Source organism: Chengkuizengella marina, assembly GCF_009910845.1.
Lineage (GTDB): Bacteria > Bacillota > Bacilli > Paenibacillales > KCTC-33759 > Chengkuizengella > Chengkuizengella marina.
Genome location: NZ_SIJB01000062.1, coordinates 18,866 through 38,252 on the forward strand (window position 1 = coordinate 18,866; position 19,387 = coordinate 38,252).

General features: G+C 29.4%; 8 protein-coding genes. 5 read left to right on the forward strand and 3 right to left on the reverse strand.

Going from position 1 to position 19,387, the window contains the following annotated elements; genetic code table 11:
- Positions 1–21 precede the first annotated feature (21 nt).
- A complete protein-coding gene (locus tag ERL59_RS19870; protein WP_160647978.1) occupies positions 22–2,514 on the reverse strand; it encodes a M4 family metallopeptidase in 2,493 nt (830 codons plus the stop codon).
- 1,033 nt (positions 2,515–3,547) lie between these two features.
- Between ERL59_RS19870 and ERL59_RS19875 the strand changes: the two genes are divergently transcribed.
- The 4 genes from ERL59_RS19875 to ERL59_RS19890 are packed head-to-tail and all read left to right on the forward strand — an operon-like array spanning position 3,548 to position 13,141.
- Positions 3,548–8,032: a non-ribosomal peptide synthetase gene (locus tag ERL59_RS19875; RefSeq protein ID WP_160647979.1), complete on the forward strand. Its 4,485-nt coding sequence runs from the start codon at positions 3,548–3,550 to the stop codon at positions 8,030–8,032.
- A 58-nt stretch (positions 8,033–8,090) separates the two neighbouring features.
- The gene (locus ERL59_RS19880; RefSeq protein ID WP_160647980.1) at positions 8,091–11,162 is read left to right on the forward strand and encodes a cyclic peptide export ABC transporter; all 3,072 of its coding nucleotides are present in this window, start codon (positions 8,091–8,093) and stop codon (positions 11,160–11,162) included.
- 17 nt (positions 11,163–11,179) lie between these two features.
- Complete coding sequence (sbnA, locus tag ERL59_RS19885; RefSeq protein ID WP_235929976.1) at positions 11,180–12,151, forward strand: 2,3-diaminopropionate biosynthesis protein SbnA; 972 nt, start codon at positions 11,180–11,182, stop codon at positions 12,149–12,151.
- Between the two features lie 21 nt (positions 12,152–12,172).
- The gene (locus ERL59_RS19890; RefSeq protein WP_160647982.1) at positions 12,173–13,141 is read left to right on the forward strand and encodes a 2,3-diaminopropionate biosynthesis protein SbnB; all 969 of its coding nucleotides are present in this window, start codon (positions 12,173–12,175) and stop codon (positions 13,139–13,141) included.
- Between the two features lie 640 nt (positions 13,142–13,781).
- Here the strand turns inward: ERL59_RS19890 and ERL59_RS19895 are convergent.
- Positions 13,782–14,495, reverse strand: coding sequence for a ParB N-terminal domain-containing protein (locus tag ERL59_RS19895; RefSeq protein ID WP_160647983.1), 714 nt, complete (start codon positions 14,493–14,495; stop codon positions 13,782–13,784).
- 1,318 nt (positions 14,496–15,813) lie between these two features.
- On the reverse strand, positions 15,814–16,803 hold the full coding sequence (locus tag ERL59_RS19900) for a fatty acid desaturase family protein (RefSeq protein WP_160647984.1): 990 nt from the start codon (positions 16,801–16,803) through the stop codon (positions 15,814–15,816).
- Between the two features lie 1,192 nt (positions 16,804–17,995).
- Here ERL59_RS19900 and ERL59_RS19905 point away from each other — a divergent pair.
- The coding region (locus ERL59_RS19905) for a condensation domain-containing protein (protein WP_235929977.1) at positions 17,996–19,387 on the forward strand (1,392 nt) is incomplete at its 3' end.

The following is a 19,387-nucleotide window of genomic DNA, read 5'->3' on the forward strand; positions in this document are numbered from 1 at the left end:
ATACTTAGTTATTAAATGATATTATTGATCCGTTTTTTCTGGCCCATGCTCCGGAGCGATATAATCTTCTGAAGTTGCTTTATCCGAAACTTTGATTAACTCATCAAATGATTGAACTTTATTCATTATACCTGCTGCCAAAGATCCATTGCTAAAATAAGCCACTTGATCAATGGTGAACCCGTAATCTGTAACACTAAAATCAGTGTCTAAAGTTGCACTTATTTCATCTCCATCTACAACAACCCAGAACGCACTTTGAGATCCATCATAACTGGCTACCGTACTTCCATTTTTATCTTTAATATGAACAAAATCATATCCTGCTTCTGTTGAAAAAGATGAAAAATGAATAGCTACTTGTTGTGCTCCAGGTTTTGAGTAAGTGTAAGTTTCTGTATGATTGTTTGGATATGGATGAGGAGTATCATAACTTTCAAGTTCATAGAACCATTCTCCTCCTACTTGTCCCGTTGGAAAGGAAGCACTTAAAACATAGTCATTTGTACTATTGGCACCGTTATAGCCAACAACTTGAATATAAAACGTATCTGCACCAGATGCTGTATATAGGATAGACTCACTTGATGTATTTGCATTAATGGATTTATCTAATTCAGCTCCGCTGCTGTTTAATAAATAAATGTCATAATCTTTTGGTAAACTTGTCAAGTCTATGGATATATCCCCAGACCCTCCAGTTGTAAAGGTATAGAAGTCTACATCACTTGAACTAGAAATATATGAAGTATATGACTCACCACTTGAAATTGAATATGCATCACTTAATGTATTATTAGGTTCAAATGTATCATCAGTTGGTGTTGTAGTAGAATCACCAATACCTACAGCTGCCAAACCGTCTGCAATAGCATTGTATTCTGTACTATTTTCACCATATAAATCTGTAGCTGATTGCAATAATGCATTACGTGCATCATCAAATTGTGAAAACTGTGTTAAATATGAAGTTAATGCTCTATAATAAATTTTTCCTGATTTTTCAAAACCTATGTTTGTAGCGACGTTATAAAATGCTTTGTTGGTAATGGAGCTATTTATGTGTACTCCACCCCAATCACCTTCCCTTGTGTTAGGTAGTACTCTAAAGTCATCCATATGGTCAGGGTAACCAAAAATTGTTGGATCTTCCATACTTCTGATTGCATCATTACCATTAATGAAAATATCTTCTCCTAGTAACCATTCAGTTGAACCTTCATACTCTACCTCAGCTAGGATACCGAACACATCAGAGAAGGATTCATTTAATGCACCAGATTGATTTTCATATTCTAAATTTGCTGTAGTATCAGTAACCGCATGTGTTAATTCGTGAGCAACCACATCTAATGAAGCAGATAAAGCATGTGAATTAACCCCATCTCCATCACCGTAAACCATTTGTACACCTGTCCAAAAAGCGTTTTCAACGTTATTTCCTAAATGTACACTTGAAATGATATCAGATCCATTGTTGTCATAACTGTTGCGATTATGGTTATTTAAAAAATAATCATAAACAACTCCAGCATAAAAGTGTGCATCAACAGCCGCACGTTGACGAGATGAACTAAAATTATTATTATCGTCTGTCACATAAACACCTGGGCTCGGGTTGAAATCATCTAGAGGATCCATTGTGTTTTGTGCATCATAAGTTCTAATTACACCATTCATTGGTTTTGTTGTATCATGTAAATAATATAAACCTTCGGATAGGAAAGTATTAAGTGTTTTTGTGTCTCCAAACACACCTGTTCCAGTACCTGTCTCAGCTGCTTCTACAATTCTATTTACTGATCTTAATACTTTGCCTTTTTTAGCATCGATATAGAAAAATTCTCTACCAAGATAAGGCTCCATAAATTGTAACTCTACTACGTATACAGGTTGCCACTTGTTTTCATGTTTGTATAAGTAAAGTTCTGATGTTGGCTCTACTGTGAACGTATTCTCATCAGGTGTAAAATTTAAATTTTTCTTTGCTATATTAATAGCATCTTTGTGAGATAGTTTGACTGATTTTTTCCATTTTTTCTTTGCTAATTTTGGTTCAGCTTGTCCATTTATGGCTGTAATCACTCCATCTTCATTGGTGTGAATGATGACTATAGCTCCGTATACTGGAATTCCATCCACTTCAAGCTGTGTACGATAATGAGTCATACCAAGCTCATCTGTTTCTACTTTTTTGACTTCAAATTCACCGCCATCAATCTGAAAAACATCTTTATTCTCATTTAGAAAATCTAAAGCATTTATGTTCTTTTCAGATAGCTCTCCAGAGATAAAATTAGGAATTCCTTTTTTCTTATCCCATGATACTTTAAACTTCTTCTTTTTAGTTTTTTCTGTTTTCTCACTCATCTTATTCAGTTTTTGAAGCTGTTTTGTTTTGTTCTCTTTCACCTTAGTAGATTCTGCATTAACATTGTTTGAAATAGGTAAAAGAAATACTCCAAGTGTAAGAGCCAAAGATAATATCAACGAAACCAATCTGACTTTTTTCATAGTTTCCACCTTTCTGAGAATGATTTAAGATTTTTTGTGTAGATATCATTACTACTAAACTATTAAACCTACTAAATCACCCCTTTCACTTGGAAATAGGAAACACATTGTCACTAACTTTTTATAATCACCCCCTTGTAAGAATATACATTTTTCAATTTTCTGACTTTTTTAAAAGGACTAAAATACCAAATAAGTCATCATTATCTAGTATACATATATATTAAATATTGTAAATAAGCATTAATAACTATAAATATTTGTGAATATTTTCACTTTATTAAATATACACATACTCAACAATTCATCATATTAATGTTCAAGGGATGATAAGGGATGTGTCATAACGAAGTTCATGATATTTGATTGAAAACTGAACTCTATCATTTACTACAAAATATAATCAATAATAAAGATGATAGAACTACATAATAATACATAAAACTACAAAATATAATCAATAATAAAGATGATAGAACTACATAATAATACATAAAACTACAAAATAATATAATTATCGACAAAAAATATGTACTGAAAATAATTTTTATGGTAAAATTCTCTTGATCTCATTGAGATTTTATAAATGAATTTCAAGATCATTTCACTAATTTATCATTAAACATAGGAAGTATGAAGAGATTCTACCATTATCCATATGATGTAATATATTTAAATTAAAGGTTCAGTGGAATTGTCATGCCCTTGTTTGGATTCCATAACTTGTTGAGAAAACAGAAGTATCTGTTCTTCCCGGTGAAGCTTTTGAAAGGCATGAATTTTTTGATAGGATTTGGGGTTAAACCAGATATATTTCGTCAAGTTATGGAGTTAATGATCCAATTTATCAAATTAGAACAGTGGAAATAGAAGTCTGCAATCAAACAGTACTATTTGAAAAGAATATCCACATCTGCAATTAAATAAATGACTAGTAATTTTATTATTCTGGTTCAAGTTTCATATAGCGAAGATGTCTATCTAAATTATTATCACAATTATGCTCGACTGCATTAAATATAGGAGGTTAATTATGAATGACATAAATTATTATCATCTAACACATCCTCAAAAGCGTGTCTGGTATATTGATAGATTAAACACAGGCTCACCCATTCATAATATCGGGGGAATATTAAAGATATTTGGTAAAATAGATCTACAGAAATTAGAGAGAGCCATTCGTATCTTAATAGAACAAAACGATAGTTTACGAATTAGATTTATAGAAAGAAATGGTGAACCTTTACAGTATATTTCTGAGTACAAAGAGACTGATACCATAGATTATAAAGACTTTTCTAGCGAAAACAATAGCATTGAACATTTTAATTCTTGGACTAAAAAAGTATTTCAAGAAAATTTTGATCTTATAAATAATAAGCTTTATTATTTCTGTATTTATAAGTTAACTGAAGATGAATATGGATTTTTATTGAAAATGCATCATTTAATCTCTGATGGATGGACAATGAACTTAATTGAAGCACAAATTAATGAAGCATATACACAGTTAATGAATATGGAAAGTGAAGTTAATCTAGATACAAGCTCATATATAGGTTTTATAGAAAAGGAAAAGAAGTATTTAACATCTAATAGGTTTGATAAAAATAAAAATTTTTGGAATGAAAAGTTTAACGATATTTCTGATGATCTTTTAGCACACAGTACAAATCACTTAGAAGGAGAAAGAAGAAACTTTAGAATTAATAAAGAGACAAGTTTGAAAATCAAAAAATTTATACAAGAGAAGGGCATTTCTTTAAATTCATTCTTTGTTGCTATGAAATTAATATATCTTCATAAAACTAAATCTATAGATGATATTGTAATAGGTATTCCTGTTCTTAATAGAAGTGGAAAGACAGATAAAAAAACAATGGGAATGTATACCAGTTCAATGCCTTTCAGATTTCAATTCAAGCCTAACATGAATCTTGAACAAATGATGGAAGGTGTGGAGAGTGACTTTAGAGCTTGTTTTTTTAATCAAAAATATCCTTACGATCTTCTTACTAAGGATTTGGATTTAAAGAAAAAGGGAAATGATGGGTTGTTTAATATTTCAGTGAATTATTACAATACAGCTTTTTCAAAACAGATAAGTAATATTCCCATTATGGTGGAAGAAATATATTCTGGTCATCAGATCTATTCATTTCATATGATTATTAAGGAATGGTCTGATCAAGAACATATTGATTTATGTATGGATTATAAACTTAGTGAATACTCTGAAGAAGAGATAAACTCAATATATAAATATATGATGAACTTAATCAATAAAACATTAAGAAATGGAAATGAATTCATTAAGGATTTAGATTTATTGGATAGAGAAGAGTATCAAAATAGAATTGAATTTTTTAATGATACAGAGAAAGAATATCCTCGTGATAAAACGATTATTGATTTAATTGAAGAGCAAGCAAAAGAAAATCCTCATCAAACTGCACTGATTATGGATGGTGAACATTTAAATTATTTAGAGTTAAATCGTAAAATAAACCAATTATCGAATTTTTTAGTGAAAAAAAATATAAAAAAAAATGATATCGTTGCTGTGATAATAGATCATTCTTTTGAACTAGTTGTAAGTATATTAGCGATTATGAAAATTGGTGCTGCATACATTCCAATTGACCCTAAGTATCCTGTTCAAAGAATTAATTATATGTTGAAGGATTCGAAAACAAAATTATTAATCACCGATAAAAACATGAAAGATGTTGTTGAACAAGATATCACCATGGTACTTGTACATGATCACAATATTCAATTGGAAAATGATCGTTTTTTAAACTCATCTCATTCAGATTGTCTTGCTTATGTAATTTATACTTCAGGATCAACAGGTAACCCAAAAGGAGTTATGGTTACGCATAAAGCATTGATGAATTATGCATGGTGGGCTAGCCAATATTATTTAAATGAGAGTCAGGAAATATTTGCGTTTTATTCTTCCATATCTTTTGATTTAACCGTAACTTCAATTTTTACTCCTCTTATTTCTGGAAATGCGATTGCTATTTATCATGATGATGGGAACGAATTCATTCTATATAAAATATTACAGGATAATAAGGCTACTGTTATAAAATTAACTCCTTCACATTTAACATTGCTTAAAGATAGACCTAACCAAGAATCATCAATTAGAAGATTCGTTGTAGGAGGAGAAAATTTACCTGTCAAATTGGCTAAACATATAACGGACAGATTCAATGGAAATATCGAAATCTATAACGAATATGGACCAACGGAAACGACTGTCGGGTGTATGATATATAAATTTGATACAGTAAATGATAGTGAAGGTTCAGTTCCAATCGGTGGACCTATTGATAATGTTCAAATATACATTTTAGATAAACATTTAAATGCTGTACCTACTACAGGAATTGGAGAGCTATATATTTCTGGAGATAGTGTGGCTCAAGGATATTTAAATAAAACGGACCTTACAAATGAAAGATTTATGGATAACCCCTTTTTACCTGAACAGACCATGTATAAAACAGGTGATTTAGCACGATGGCTTCCAAACGGAAATATTGAGTATTTGGGTAGAATAGATAATCAGGTGAAGATAAATGGTCATAGAATTGAATTAGGTGAAATTGAGAATAAAATTGTTGAAATTACTCAAATAGAAAATGTGATTGTAAAAGATCAGGAAGACGAAAGAGGAAATCAAATCTTATGTTCTTATATAGTTGGCCAAAAGAGTTACAATGATCGTGAAATCAAAAAAATGTTATCTGAACATATACCTAAGTATATGATCCCCTCCCATTTTATTTACATAAATGAAGTATCTCTTACTTCAAATGGTAAAGTGGATTTCAATCAATTACCTGTAATTGAAAGTAATAAAAACGAATTTATAGAGTACAGGACAGAGATAGAAGAGAAATTTGTTAAAATTGCAAGCGAGATCTTAGGAATAGACAAAATTAGTATGAATGATAATTTCTATCAATTAGGTGGAGATTCAATAAAAGCGATTCAATTAACTTCCAGACTAAATAAAATGAATTTAAATTTAAAAGTTCAAGATGTAATGGAACATGAAATAATAGAAGAAATTGCAGCATGTATTGAGAATAATGACCAAAAAAAGATGATAGACCAAAAGGTAGAGACAGGGGAAGTAATGAGCACTCCAATCATAGAGTGGTTCTTTATGCAGGAATTTGAAGACATAAATTATTATAATCAATCTGTTTTATTAGAGTTATCAAAAGATATAAGTTTATTAACGATAAATAAGGCATTAAATCAAATTATAAAACATCATGATACCTTAAGAATGAACTACAATTTAGAAACAAAATCTCTTTATTACAATAATAAGATTTTGGAGCAACCCATTAGTTTACAATATCATGATTTATCTCAGTATGATATTTTTGAACGAAATGAACGTATTAAAAGGCTAAGTGAAGAAGTCAAAGGAAGTTTTAGTTTAGATAATGAGTGTTTTTTTAACGGTTGTATTTTTAAAATTGAAGAAGATAAGCAACTGTTGTTGCTCACTGCACATCACTTATTAATAGATGGGGTTTCTTGGAGGATAGTATTAGAAGATCTAAATATTTTGTTAAATCAGCAAGGGGATATGAAAGATTTAGCCCTTCCTTTAAAAACTTATTCATATAAGGAATGGGCAAATGAGTTAAACAAATATAGTGAGCAATCATTTTCTGAAGAGAAGGAATTTTGGGGAAATATATTAAATAAACAATCTTTATTTCCTGTCGATTACGATACGGGACCAGACTTAATAGCAAATGCAAAATCTATTTATGGAGAGCTTAGTAAGGAAATGGTGAGTCAACTTACAGTTAAAATTAGAGAAATGTATGGAATGGAATTTAATGAGCTGTTAATTGCTTCTTTAGTACTCACAATCAAAAAAACAACAAAACTCGATGATATTACCCTTGAAGTTGAAAGACATGGAAGAGAGCCTATTAGTGATGATATGGATGTATCCAGAACAATGGGATGGTTTACAAGTATTTATCCAATTCATTTTAAAATATCAGAGATAGATTTCCAATCTAATTTAAAGTATCTAAAAGAAACTTTAAGAAGTATTCCGAATCATGGTTTTAATTTCGGAATTCTAAAATATCTGAAGAAAGAACTTAATCATAGTAATCAAAAATTAGTAAGATTTAATTATTTAGGGGATTTTGATAACTTACTGGACTCAAAACTATTAAAAGTTTCAAACTTTGATCATGGTTCTGATATTGGTACAAAAAATAAGAGATCTTCTATAATAGATGTAGATGCAATGATTTTAAATGGAAAACTGCGAATGAACATTTCTTATAGCAATAATAGGTTTAAAGATGACACAATGACATTGTTTCAGGAGACTTATATTGAAATTCTTAAAGATATATTGGAGCATTGCCTTCATAAAAAAAATAAAGAATATACACCTTCAGATTTTGAAGCACTTGACATTTCACAAGATGATCTAGATATGTTATTGAATTAGAGAGGTTTTATCTACTAGGTTTTTTTAAAATAATAATTTCTTTATGAGGGGGTGCATAATGAAGGAAAGATATAATAAGGTGAAATACTTACTAGTAATTGGACTATTTTTCATATTTATGGTTCCTAGTTTTAGTTTCGCTCAACAATCAGTAATAAATTTATCAGAAAATAAAATAAATAATATAGAAAAATTGATTAATAAACATATGGATAAAGGGAAAATGCCTGGATTGTCCATTGTTATTGTAAATGATGATCAAATTGTATATCAAGAAGAGTTTGGTTATTCTGATATTGAATTAAATAAAAAAGTGACATCAAAAACTCTCTTTGAATTGGGATCTACAAGTAAAGCATTTACGGCATTAGCTCTCTTGAATTTAGTGAGGGAAGAGGAATTAAATATGGATGATCCTGTCTCTAAATATCTTCCTTGGCTAAAGATGAATTATGATGGAGAGAATGTTGAAGTGACACTGGAGCAATTTTTACATCATACGAGTGGTGTTCCATTTAATAGTATTGACCGGATACCAGTGTCAATAGAAGAGAATGCACTCGAACAAACTGTAAAAACATTAGTAGACATTGAATTGATTAATAAACCGGGTCAGAATTTTGATTATGCAACCATTAATTATGATGTTTTGGGATTGGTGATTGAAAAAGTATCTGGAATCTCTTTTGAGGAATATATTCAAACAAATTTATTAGACCCACTTCAATTAAATCAAACATATTTATTCAGAAGTGATGCATTAGAACATGACTTAGCGAAAGGGTACAAATTCGAATTTCTTCATGCTAGAGAATATGATGCACCTATATATAGAGGGAATAAACCTGCAGGATATTTTATTTCTAATTCTGAAGATATTGCAAAGTGGCTTATGTTACAACTAGGCACTCTTAAAAATGTCAATGACATTCAGGAATTAGTACAATTATCACAGTTGCCGAATAGAACCATTTATCCGAATGGAGATGGATCATCTTATGCTGGAGGATGGTATGTATATCAAGATGGCGGGGGAGAAATTTCTCATGGGGGTGTGAATCCCAACTATTCTTCCTACTTTGTATTTAGACCAGAAGAAAAGCTAGGTGTAGCTGTACTTAGTAATATTAACTCAGCGTATGTTCCTGCAATTGGTCAGGAAGTAATAGATTTAATTGAGGATGATGTGGCTACAAATAAAATTACTGATCTAAACAAGAGTGCCGATCGTATAACTGTAATAATCATAGTTGTTGCCACTGTTATTTTATGTGCAGTCATGTTTCTGATTTTTACATCGATTAAAGATATCATTCTAAGAAAACGTATATTTGAGAAAAAAAATAAAAAGAGTATATTAGGCTTCCTACTATCCATATTTTTTATGGTGGTCTTAACTTATTGTATTTACTTAATACCTTATATATTTTTTTACGGTGTATCCTGGGAGTTTGTTTATATCTGGTTACCTATCACGATTAAATATGCCTTATATATAACACTTGTTACTATATGGATGATTTTTATTTATTTTTTGATCACTTACTTTTTTAAGAATAAAAATGATAAGTCCTTATTATTAATTAGCCTCTTAAGTATTATAAGTGGATTAGGAAATTTCTTGATTATTTTTACAATTAACTTATCTATTAATGGAAGTGGTTTTCAGATTGGTATATTATTATACTTCACTCTAGGGATTATATTGTATGTGTACGGACAAAGAGTGGTTAGATTTAACTTAATTAATATTACGAATAACATTGTGTATACAAAAAGAATGGAAATCATAAATAGACTACTGAGAATACCTTATAGTAACTTTGAAAAAATAAAAAATGGTAGAATTCATGCGACCTTAAATAATGATACAGAAACCTTGGGGAATTTTGCCAACATTATTATTGGAGGAGTGTCGAGTTCTGTTACACTGGTGTGTTGTTTTATATATTTAGGATTTGTAAGTTTCTATGGTCTTTTATTAACGATTTTTGTCATCTCACTGATCGCGAGTATTTATTACCTCACAGGTCGATATGCGAATGAAAAAGAAGAGGGAGCAAGGAATTATCAAAATCACTTTTTTAAGTTTATAAATGATATAACAAATGGATTTAAAGAATTGAGTCTCAATAAAGCCAAAAAAGAAGAATTTGAAGTAGATGTAGATCATACTTGCAATAATTACAGAGTTAAGAGGGGAGAAGCGGCCTTAGCTTTTGCTAATATGTTTGTCATAGGAGAACTGTTATTTACAGTCGCATTAGGAGCGGTTGCATTTATATTTCCACTAGTATTTACAGAGATTCAAAGTAATACTTTAAGTACTTATATATTTGTATTACTATTTATGATAGGACCTGTACACGGTATATTGAATGCTATTCCTGATGGAATAAGAGTTAAAATTAGTTGGAATAGAATACAAGAGCTGTATCATGAAATAGCATCCATTAAACATGATGACATTCATTTAGACCGTGAGATTATGGCGAACAATAATGTTGTTATTGAATTAAATCAAATTGAGTATGTATATGATCATGAAGATGAAGAAAGTAATTTTAAAGTAGGTCCTATATCATATAAGTTTAAATCAGGTGAAATTACTTTCATCACAGGTGGAAATGGGAGTGGAAAATCTACTTTAGCAAAAATGATAACTGGTTTATATACTCCATCAAAAGGTGAGATTATTATTAATAATAAGGAAATAGAAGGTAAGGCTTTGAGTCAATTCTATTCTACTATCTTTAGTGATGTGTATTTATTCGACAAATTATATGGTATAGAACACGAAGAAAAAGAGGAGGAAATTACGAAATATTTAAAGTTACTACAAATGGAAAATAAAGTTAAGATTGAAGATGGGAAGTTCAATACAATCGATTTGTCAACAGGTCAAAGGAAACGATTAGCTCTTCTTATAAGTTATTTAGAAGATAGACCCGTATATCTCTTTGATGAGTGGGCTGCTGATCAAGATCCTGAATTTAGACAATTTTTTTATAAAACCCTCTTACCAGATTTAAAAAGCCGTGGTAAATGTATAATTGCTATCACACATGACGATTATTATTTTGATATGGCAGATCACATATTAAAACTGGAAATGGGCATTATTAAATAATTTTAGGGGGAATGAATTTGATTTATAATAATATATTTCATATGGTGGGAAATACACCAACTTTAAATTTAAATGTTGAACAATTAGAAAATATAAATTTATTTATTAAAATGGAAAGTTTAAACCCTACCGGGAGCGTTAAAGATAGGGCAGCAAAGTATTTAATAGATAAAATATATAATGATGGATTAATAAATAAGGATACAATAATAATTGAATCTACTTCTGGAAATTTCGGTATAGCATTATCGGCATATTGTAAAAGTAGAGGATTAAAGTTCTATTGTGTTATTGATCCACTTATATCAGAAGTAAATGAAATGTTGATCAGAAAATTAAGTACTGAAGTGATTAAAGTAAATGAAAGAGATGAGAATGGAGCTTATTTATTAAATCGTATTAAAAAAGTGAAAGAAATTAAAGAACAGTTTCCTAACTCATATTGGGTAAATCAATATGCTAATCAACACAACTCGGATGCTTATTATCATACATTAGGAACTGAAATGTGTAATGAGATAGAAAATATTGATTATGTATTTGCAGGAGTTAGTTCAGGTGGAACTATCACAGGGTTATCACAAAAGATAAAAGAAGTTTACCCTAACGCAAAAGTAATAGCTGTAGATATTGTTGGTTCAGTAATATTTGGAGGTAAATCAAAGAAGAGACATATACCTGGAATTGGATCAAGTAGAGTTCCAGAAATATTAAATTTCGCTTTTATAGACGATGTTATAGCTATAGATGAAACAGAGGTGGTAAAAGAGTGCAATAACCTCTTATTACAGCATAATATTTTTGCTGGAGGCTCATCAGGTGCTGTTTTTTCCGCCATTAAAAAATATTTTAATGGCAAGAGTTTTTCAAAAAAGCCTAATGTAGTGACATTATTTGCAGATAGAGGGGATCGATACGCAAATACTGTATACAATGAGCAGTGGTGTGAAAAGTTTATAAATGAAATCGAAACTATAAAAAACAATTAAATGGGCTGAAAGGGGTCTCTTATGATATATATTAATGAAAACAATATGAAAGATATAGGTGTAGATTGGAATAATATTGTTTCTGTAATTGAAAATGCAACAGAATGTTTAGCAAATAACGATTTTGCGCAACCAGTTAAACCGTATTTAAGATATAAGGATCTAAAAAATAGAATCATTGCAATGCCTGCTTTTGTAGGGCAAAACATTAATAAATCTGGAATAAAGTGGATAGCTAGTTTTCCAGATAATATTAAAAACAATAAACCTAGAGCTCATAGCGTTGTTATTTTAAATAATGCTGATACAGGGGAGCCAGAAGCAATAATAAATACTGCATTGCTTAGCATTATACGTACAGCTGGAGTAACTGGGTCTATTATCAAATCTTATAGTAAAGTAAGAGACTTGAAGGGTATTAATATAGGAATCATAGGGTGGGGGCCTATAGGGCAAAACCATTTCAAGATGGTGACAGAACTATTAGGAGATAAAATAGCTAATATATATCTATATGATTTAAATCCAATTGATAAAAATAGTATTGATTCTATTTATAAAGAAAAAATACATATTTCGGACTGTTGGCAAGATGCCTATGAAAATTCAGACATTTTTATGACATGTACGGTTTCAAAAGAACCTTATATTGATATGAAGCCTAAAGTGGGATCATTACAATTAAATATTTCATTAAGAGATTATAAAACAGATATTTTTGAATATGTTAAAGGAAACATCATTGTAGATGATTGGGAAGAAGTCTGTAGAGAAAAAACAGATATAGAAATGATGAATTTGGAAAAAGGCTTACAAAAAAAAGACACTAAATCAATTGTTGATGTTCTTTGCTATAATGGACTTAATGGTTATTCTAGTGAAGAAGTAATTATGTTTAATCCGATGGGAATGGCTGTTTTTGATATTGCAGTAGGAAGCTATTATGTTAATAAAGCAATTGAATTAAATAAAGGTCAAAAATTGGACTAGTTTTTGATATAGATTATCCAAATTTTATGGGAATTGGTTTTTATTGATTAGGAACAATTAAGTTTATCCATTGTAGGAGATTTAAAAATAGGCTTATTTCAAAAGCATGGGATTTGAGGACGCAGGAGATAGAGTTTTAAGAGTGGGCTTATGTCCCATTATATCAAACTTAGAAAAATTCAAATAGCACCATTTCAGTTTTAAGATAATAGTACAATCGAGCATTCAAAGTACAATTTGGAAATATAAGGGCCAAATAAATAAAGTAATGTCAAGTATATTCGGCATGCCCCTCTCTCTTAGATTTATAAGGGTGAAGACATGTCATGAACACTACTTTTATATTAGTTGGTTATCTGAGAAGTTCTGTGAAAGTGAGTATGAACAGTTGTTGTTTTTACAAATATATGATTTGTTCTGTTAGACGTGATGAAGAAAGTATTAGTCACATTCAAACAATTAACATAAATTATGAAGTATCTTAACGTAGGGTTAGGTACTAAGAAAAATCCTTCGTGGTATGTTACCTAATTAAAACATACCACGAAGGATATATAAGAATGGTACTTGAATTGAATTTTCATGTATTAACCTTGGAAGTCATTAAGAAACGTTTTATATAGGATGGAAGTATTTTAAGCTACAAATGAAATACTTCAGCTATATGTTCATGGTTTTCATGTTTAAGTAACTTAAAAGGTACCTGGAAATTCAATATTCTTTCTTTGATAACGAATCTTGTTACCCCAGATGGTAATGTTAGACCTTTCAATACAATTTTTTTTATTAAAGACATGTTAACAACATGATATTGCATTAATACTTCGTTATTATCTACCTTAATATGTTCATCATTGTGAATTCTCTTAACCAAATAGTCACTATTATAACTATTGACTAGCTTATTCCATAAAGATATTAGTTGTATATCATTGTCATATTTTTGTTCAACGCATATTTCATCGGTTGTACCGTTTGAATAAGTTATTTTACCTAATATAATTCTATCTTTACTATTTTTTGTGAAAATAAAATCATAACTATTTTTAATACTATCTAACCATTTGTCTCTAGGGAGCAGATGATTCCAACTTTTTAATTCTACATCACTTTCACTTACTATTTGAGCAGGAATCCAATAACAGCCTAATTCTCTCAAAGTAAGCGTTCTATGTAAACCATCTAACAACAAATACTTATCTTCATCTATATCCATTACTAAGACTGGTTCTTTTAAAAAACCATCATCTAAAATACATTGTTTCGTGAAAGAAAGCCTTTTACTTTCATGATTTTCATGAAAAAGTATGGAGGTAATATTAATGAGTTTTAAAGAGGAAGCATTTTTTAACATAAGAGATAACTCCTTTATTTTGTTGTCTCTTGAAACTTATAAGATGATTCAATCCTAAAAAGGTATGGTAGCATCTATTAAAGTAGATCGGATAGAAGAAAGTGTTTCTGTTGTATAAATAACATCTACTTCATTGACAATATATTCATGATGTGATATCGAACAAGATTTTTGCTTCCTGCTGTGTCTTTTAAAGTACAACAAATGAAAGATATAGTCAGCAGGGGTTAAAAGGTATTATTGGGCCAGAGAAACGAGATAAAGCTAGTGCCAAAGCTACTGCGTTTTTATTTCCTTCTCGCTGTTTATTCTCTACACTCATTGCATTGATAACAGCCATACGTTTTTATGCAAGAGTTTGAATATGATCGGGAGTTCTATCCACTTACAACTTATGTAATTCTTCTCATTGTCTATATATTATACTATCCTACAGGCAATCATTATTTTAACTTATTTTTCCCTATATTTCAACAAAATTTGACAAATCTCAAAATGTCTTTCGAAAATTGGTAAGTATTCAGTAAACCCGGTTAAATAGTAAAAATTAATGTTCGTATATCATCATAGATTTATTAGATTCGTAAACAAAATCCTTTTTCAATTTAAGAAAGTTAGCACTTTCAGAAGTGCAATCTCTTTTGGGTTTATTATGAATTGACAGTAACATGAGTAGCAAAGGAAATTATCATGATAATGCTTGTATTGAGTCATTCCATAGATTTTTTCATAAGACCTTTTTCACTTCGATGTTTTTTACCTAGCCTCTAGCAGCCGTCTAGAGAGTACTTTTCGCTAATTTTAATCTTGCCTTTACTGTTTGTTCATCCTCTAACTAGTATACATAAGTAAAGCCATCTTTTTGTATTCAATTTTATATTGATTAAATCTCTCATCTCAGGTTGAAGTATATATATTTTTACTATAAGAGCACCATTCTGTGAAATTTCCACTATAAAAAGGTAATCCCAAATTTAACTGTTCTCTGAAATACTGTAGGTTAAACTCTTCTATACTTTCTTATACTTATACCTAAGTTTATATATTTGGTGTAATTGTAGTTGTCAGGGAGATCTTTTTATAAATTGGATGTTAGTTTTAGGAAATTTCAATGATCGTAAATTAATACGGTTTACAATTAATTATCAACAGAGTTTGATGAGTCTATGTAGAAGATTGAGTTTTATTGTAGGACTTGATAAGAGAAGATTTATTTCCTTTCTGTTTTACCACTATATAAAAAAGATAGCTTAAATTATGATTAAATATGTTAGGCAATGTACTAGTAAAGGAAGCAGCATTGCCTAAATATATAATGTCAGTTCGTATAATTTTTACCTCGTATATCCTCTACAACAGTAGAGAAACCAGGTACTTTTGGAACAAAAAATCCAAAGCAATGGTGCGCATTTCTGTATTCAATATCCTCCATTAAAATAAGATGTGCTTTTTTTACATTATAATGTGGTATAGCTGGACATAGATGATGAACTAGATGATATGGATCGTTATGGGGGTGCAATAAAAAACTCTCTATTAAATTACCAAAAGAGTTACGTGATGCATAAAGTCCATTACTATTTTTAAGTCCACCATGTTCTGAAATTTCTACCCAGTAACGAATAATCTGGAATGTTGTAAATAAAGGTACAATCCAAAATAATAGGATTAAATCCCAAAAACCAAAAATAATTGAATTTGTAATAATTAATAACCAATATAAAATTCGAGCTACACGTTCATTCGAAGGCTCTCCTTTAGAATACAAATTAGCAGAAACAGTACCTAATATGTACTTAGGAACATGGACTAACAAAACAGGTTTTAGTATGTGTTTCAAAAAGAATGTAAATCCATCTTTTGGAGGATCATCCAAACCAATTAGCTTATACCGATGATAGTCCGGATCTTTATCAGTCCATAAATATTTATGATGTAAGAAGTGTGATTTACAATATGTAGTATATGAAGTGAATATAGGAAATGCAGCAAAAATGCAAGCCATCCATTTATTTAATAATTGGTTTTTGAAGAGCATGGCGTGGCTAGCTTCATGCATAATATTATCAAGACCTCTCATTCTACTACCAATTAGCACAATGCTGATTATATACATCCACCAAGTAGGTACATTTAACCATAGTAATACTGATCCTAATATAATACCCCAATCTAATCCTATAGAAAAAAAGTTATACCAATTATTCTTGGTATATAGTAAATTTAATTTTTTTTGAACTTCTTTTGAAATACGATATCTATCAATGTAATCCTCTTTTGGATCATGAGCTAACACATTTTTATGCATATGTAATAAAGAACCTCCTATATGTATACTAATTTAGAGCGTGATTTCAATAATTTTAGAATGCTAATTTACTAGGCATTTCAATTTAAAATATTATACTTTTCCAATAAATGTAATATATACTACATAAAACGACAAATACATTGTTTAGATTACACGATAAGTCGAAACTTGTCAAAAAAAGGGAGGGGTGATATCATTGTTCTACATTACTTTTTTTCTTAAATGTTTATTAAAATCTGACTTATCACAAAAAAGAAAGAATATAGTATATAGATAAGGTGAACTTAAACTTTGAACTTCACAATATTGATGGATACATAAAAATATATGATAGTATAAATCTTGAAAAGATGATGGCTCTCTTTATATTATAATTAAAAAATATTAGCAATTGATGATTTTACTCAACTAGTAAAACCTTATTTAAGATATAGAGATTTAAAAAATAGAACCATTTCTAAATATTAATAAGCCTGGAATTAAGTGGAAAGTTAGCTTTTCAGATAATATACCTAGAGGCTCATAGTATATTAAATAATGCTGCAGATACAGGAAAGTAATAATCAATAAAGTTCTGTTTAGTATTTTAGTACAACTGGAGTTACAACTAAGTAAAAGATTTGAAGTATATTTCTATTCGATTTACTCTCAATTGATATAAATAGTTTTGATTATATTTATAAAGAAAAATACACATTATGAATTGTTGTCAAGATGCTTATGAAATTTCTGATATTTTACGACTTGTACGGTTTCAAATTATATTGCTATGAATCCGAAAGTGGATTCAATACAATTAAATATCTCATTAAGAAATTATAAGACAGATATTTTTGAAAGTATTAAAGGGAACATCATTGTAGTTGATTGAGAAGAAGTGGTAGAAAAAAAAGATGTATAAATGATGAATTTGGAAAAAGACTTAAAGAAAGAAAATACTAAATTAATCGTTGATGTTCTTTGTAATAATGGTCTTAATGATTACTCTAGAGAAAGATGTGAATATGTTTAATCCGATCGGAATGGCTGTTTTTGTTATTGCTGTAAGTAATTATTATGTTAATTTGTTTTAAAGAAAGGGCAAACATTAGAATAATTGTAATGTATGTTGTAATAGATGATTACAAAATAGGGATGAATAGTTATCAAAACATAGAGTTAGAATTTGATTAGTTATGAGGTGATATGTTTGGAGAAAAATAACAAGTTATCTAGAGATAATATTGAAAGTATTATTTCCTTAACTAGCATGCAACAAGGGATGTTGTTTCACTACATTAATGATGAAGGTAGTAGAGAATATCATGAACAACTAAGCATAACTATTTTAGGAGATATTAAAATAGACCTATTACAAAAAGCATGGGATTTTGTAATAGATACTAATGAAATGTTAAGGACAATTTTTAGGTGGAAAGCAATTGAAAATCCTGTACAAATTGTTCTTAAGAAAAATAAAGTACTAATTCAATATTTTGATTTTACTAGTGAAATTAATAAACTTGAAGCAATAGAAAGAGTTAAGATAGAGGATCTAAACGACAGAATCGACATAACATCAGAAACTTTAAGGATCACATTATGTAAACTAGATTCAAGAGAATATGAAATGATCATCACCAATCACCATATATTATACGATGGTTGGAGTAATGGCATTATCTTAAAAGAAGTGTTAAACGCTTATACTGTTTTTAATAATGGTATGACTCCAATAAAAATACATAAAAGCAAATTTAAAGAATTTATTAAATTAAATAAATCTTTAGACAAGAAAAAACAACGTTTATTTTGGAGTCAGTATCTAGATGGATTTGAGGTTAACAATGACATTTTTCATAGTTCAAAACCTTTAACACATTATAAGAAATATAAATATATCATTTCTAAAGATATAACAGATAAACTAAAACAATTTTGTAAACAACATCAGATATCATTAGCTACGGTATTATATTTTACTTGGGGAATGATCCTTCGAAAAGTAAATAATCAAGATGATGTGATGTTTGGAACGGTTGTTTCTGGTAGAAACAATGAAATTAAGAATATTGAGGAAATGGTAGGTTTGTTTATTAATACCATTCCTTTGAGAGTGAACATAGAGAATGAGTGGAGTTTAATAGAGCTACTTAAAGAGTTAGACAAATCTATTAAAAATAGAAGTATATATGAGAATACCCCTCTGGTAGACATAAAAACTTGCTTTAATATGAATTCTGATCAAAATTTATTCAATTCTATTGTAGTTGTAGAAAATTATCCATTGGATAGTTATTCAAAAGATAAAGACTTATTCTATATTGAGAAATACTCTATGGTTGAAAGAACAAATTATAATATGACGTTATCCATACTCCCTTTCGAAAATATAACCTTAGAATTTGGTTGGAACAATGAGGTTATATCTAAAGAGTTGTTACATAGGTTGCCTGAGTATTTTAATAGTATTTTACTACAAATAGTTATGGATTCTAAATTAATAGTAGGGAATATTGATATGTTGTCGGAAGTAGAAAAACAAAAACTTCTCTATGAATGTAATCATACTCACAAAGAGTATCCAAAGCAAAAATCAGTG

Coding starts and splice junctions, on each gene's coding strand:
- ERL59_RS19870 (WP_160647978.1), bottom strand. CDS start 2,514: ATGAAAAAAGTCAGATTGGTTTCGTTGATATTATCTTTGGCTCTTACA.
- ERL59_RS19890 (WP_160647982.1), top strand. CDS start 12,173: ATGATATATATTAATGAAAACAATATGAAAGATATAGGTGTAGATTGG.
- ERL59_RS19900 (WP_160647984.1), bottom strand. CDS start 16,803: ATGCATAAAAATGTGTTAGCTCATGATCCAAAAGAGGATTACATTGAT.
- ERL59_RS19895 (WP_160647983.1), bottom strand. CDS start 14,495: ATGTTAAAAAATGCTTCCTCTTTAAAACTCATTAATATTACCTCCATA.
- ERL59_RS19875 (WP_160647979.1), top strand. CDS start 3,548: ATGAATGACATAAATTATTATCATCTAACACATCCTCAAAAGCGTGTC.
- ERL59_RS19880 (WP_160647980.1), top strand. CDS start 8,091: ATGAAGGAAAGATATAATAAGGTGAAATACTTACTAGTAATTGGACTA.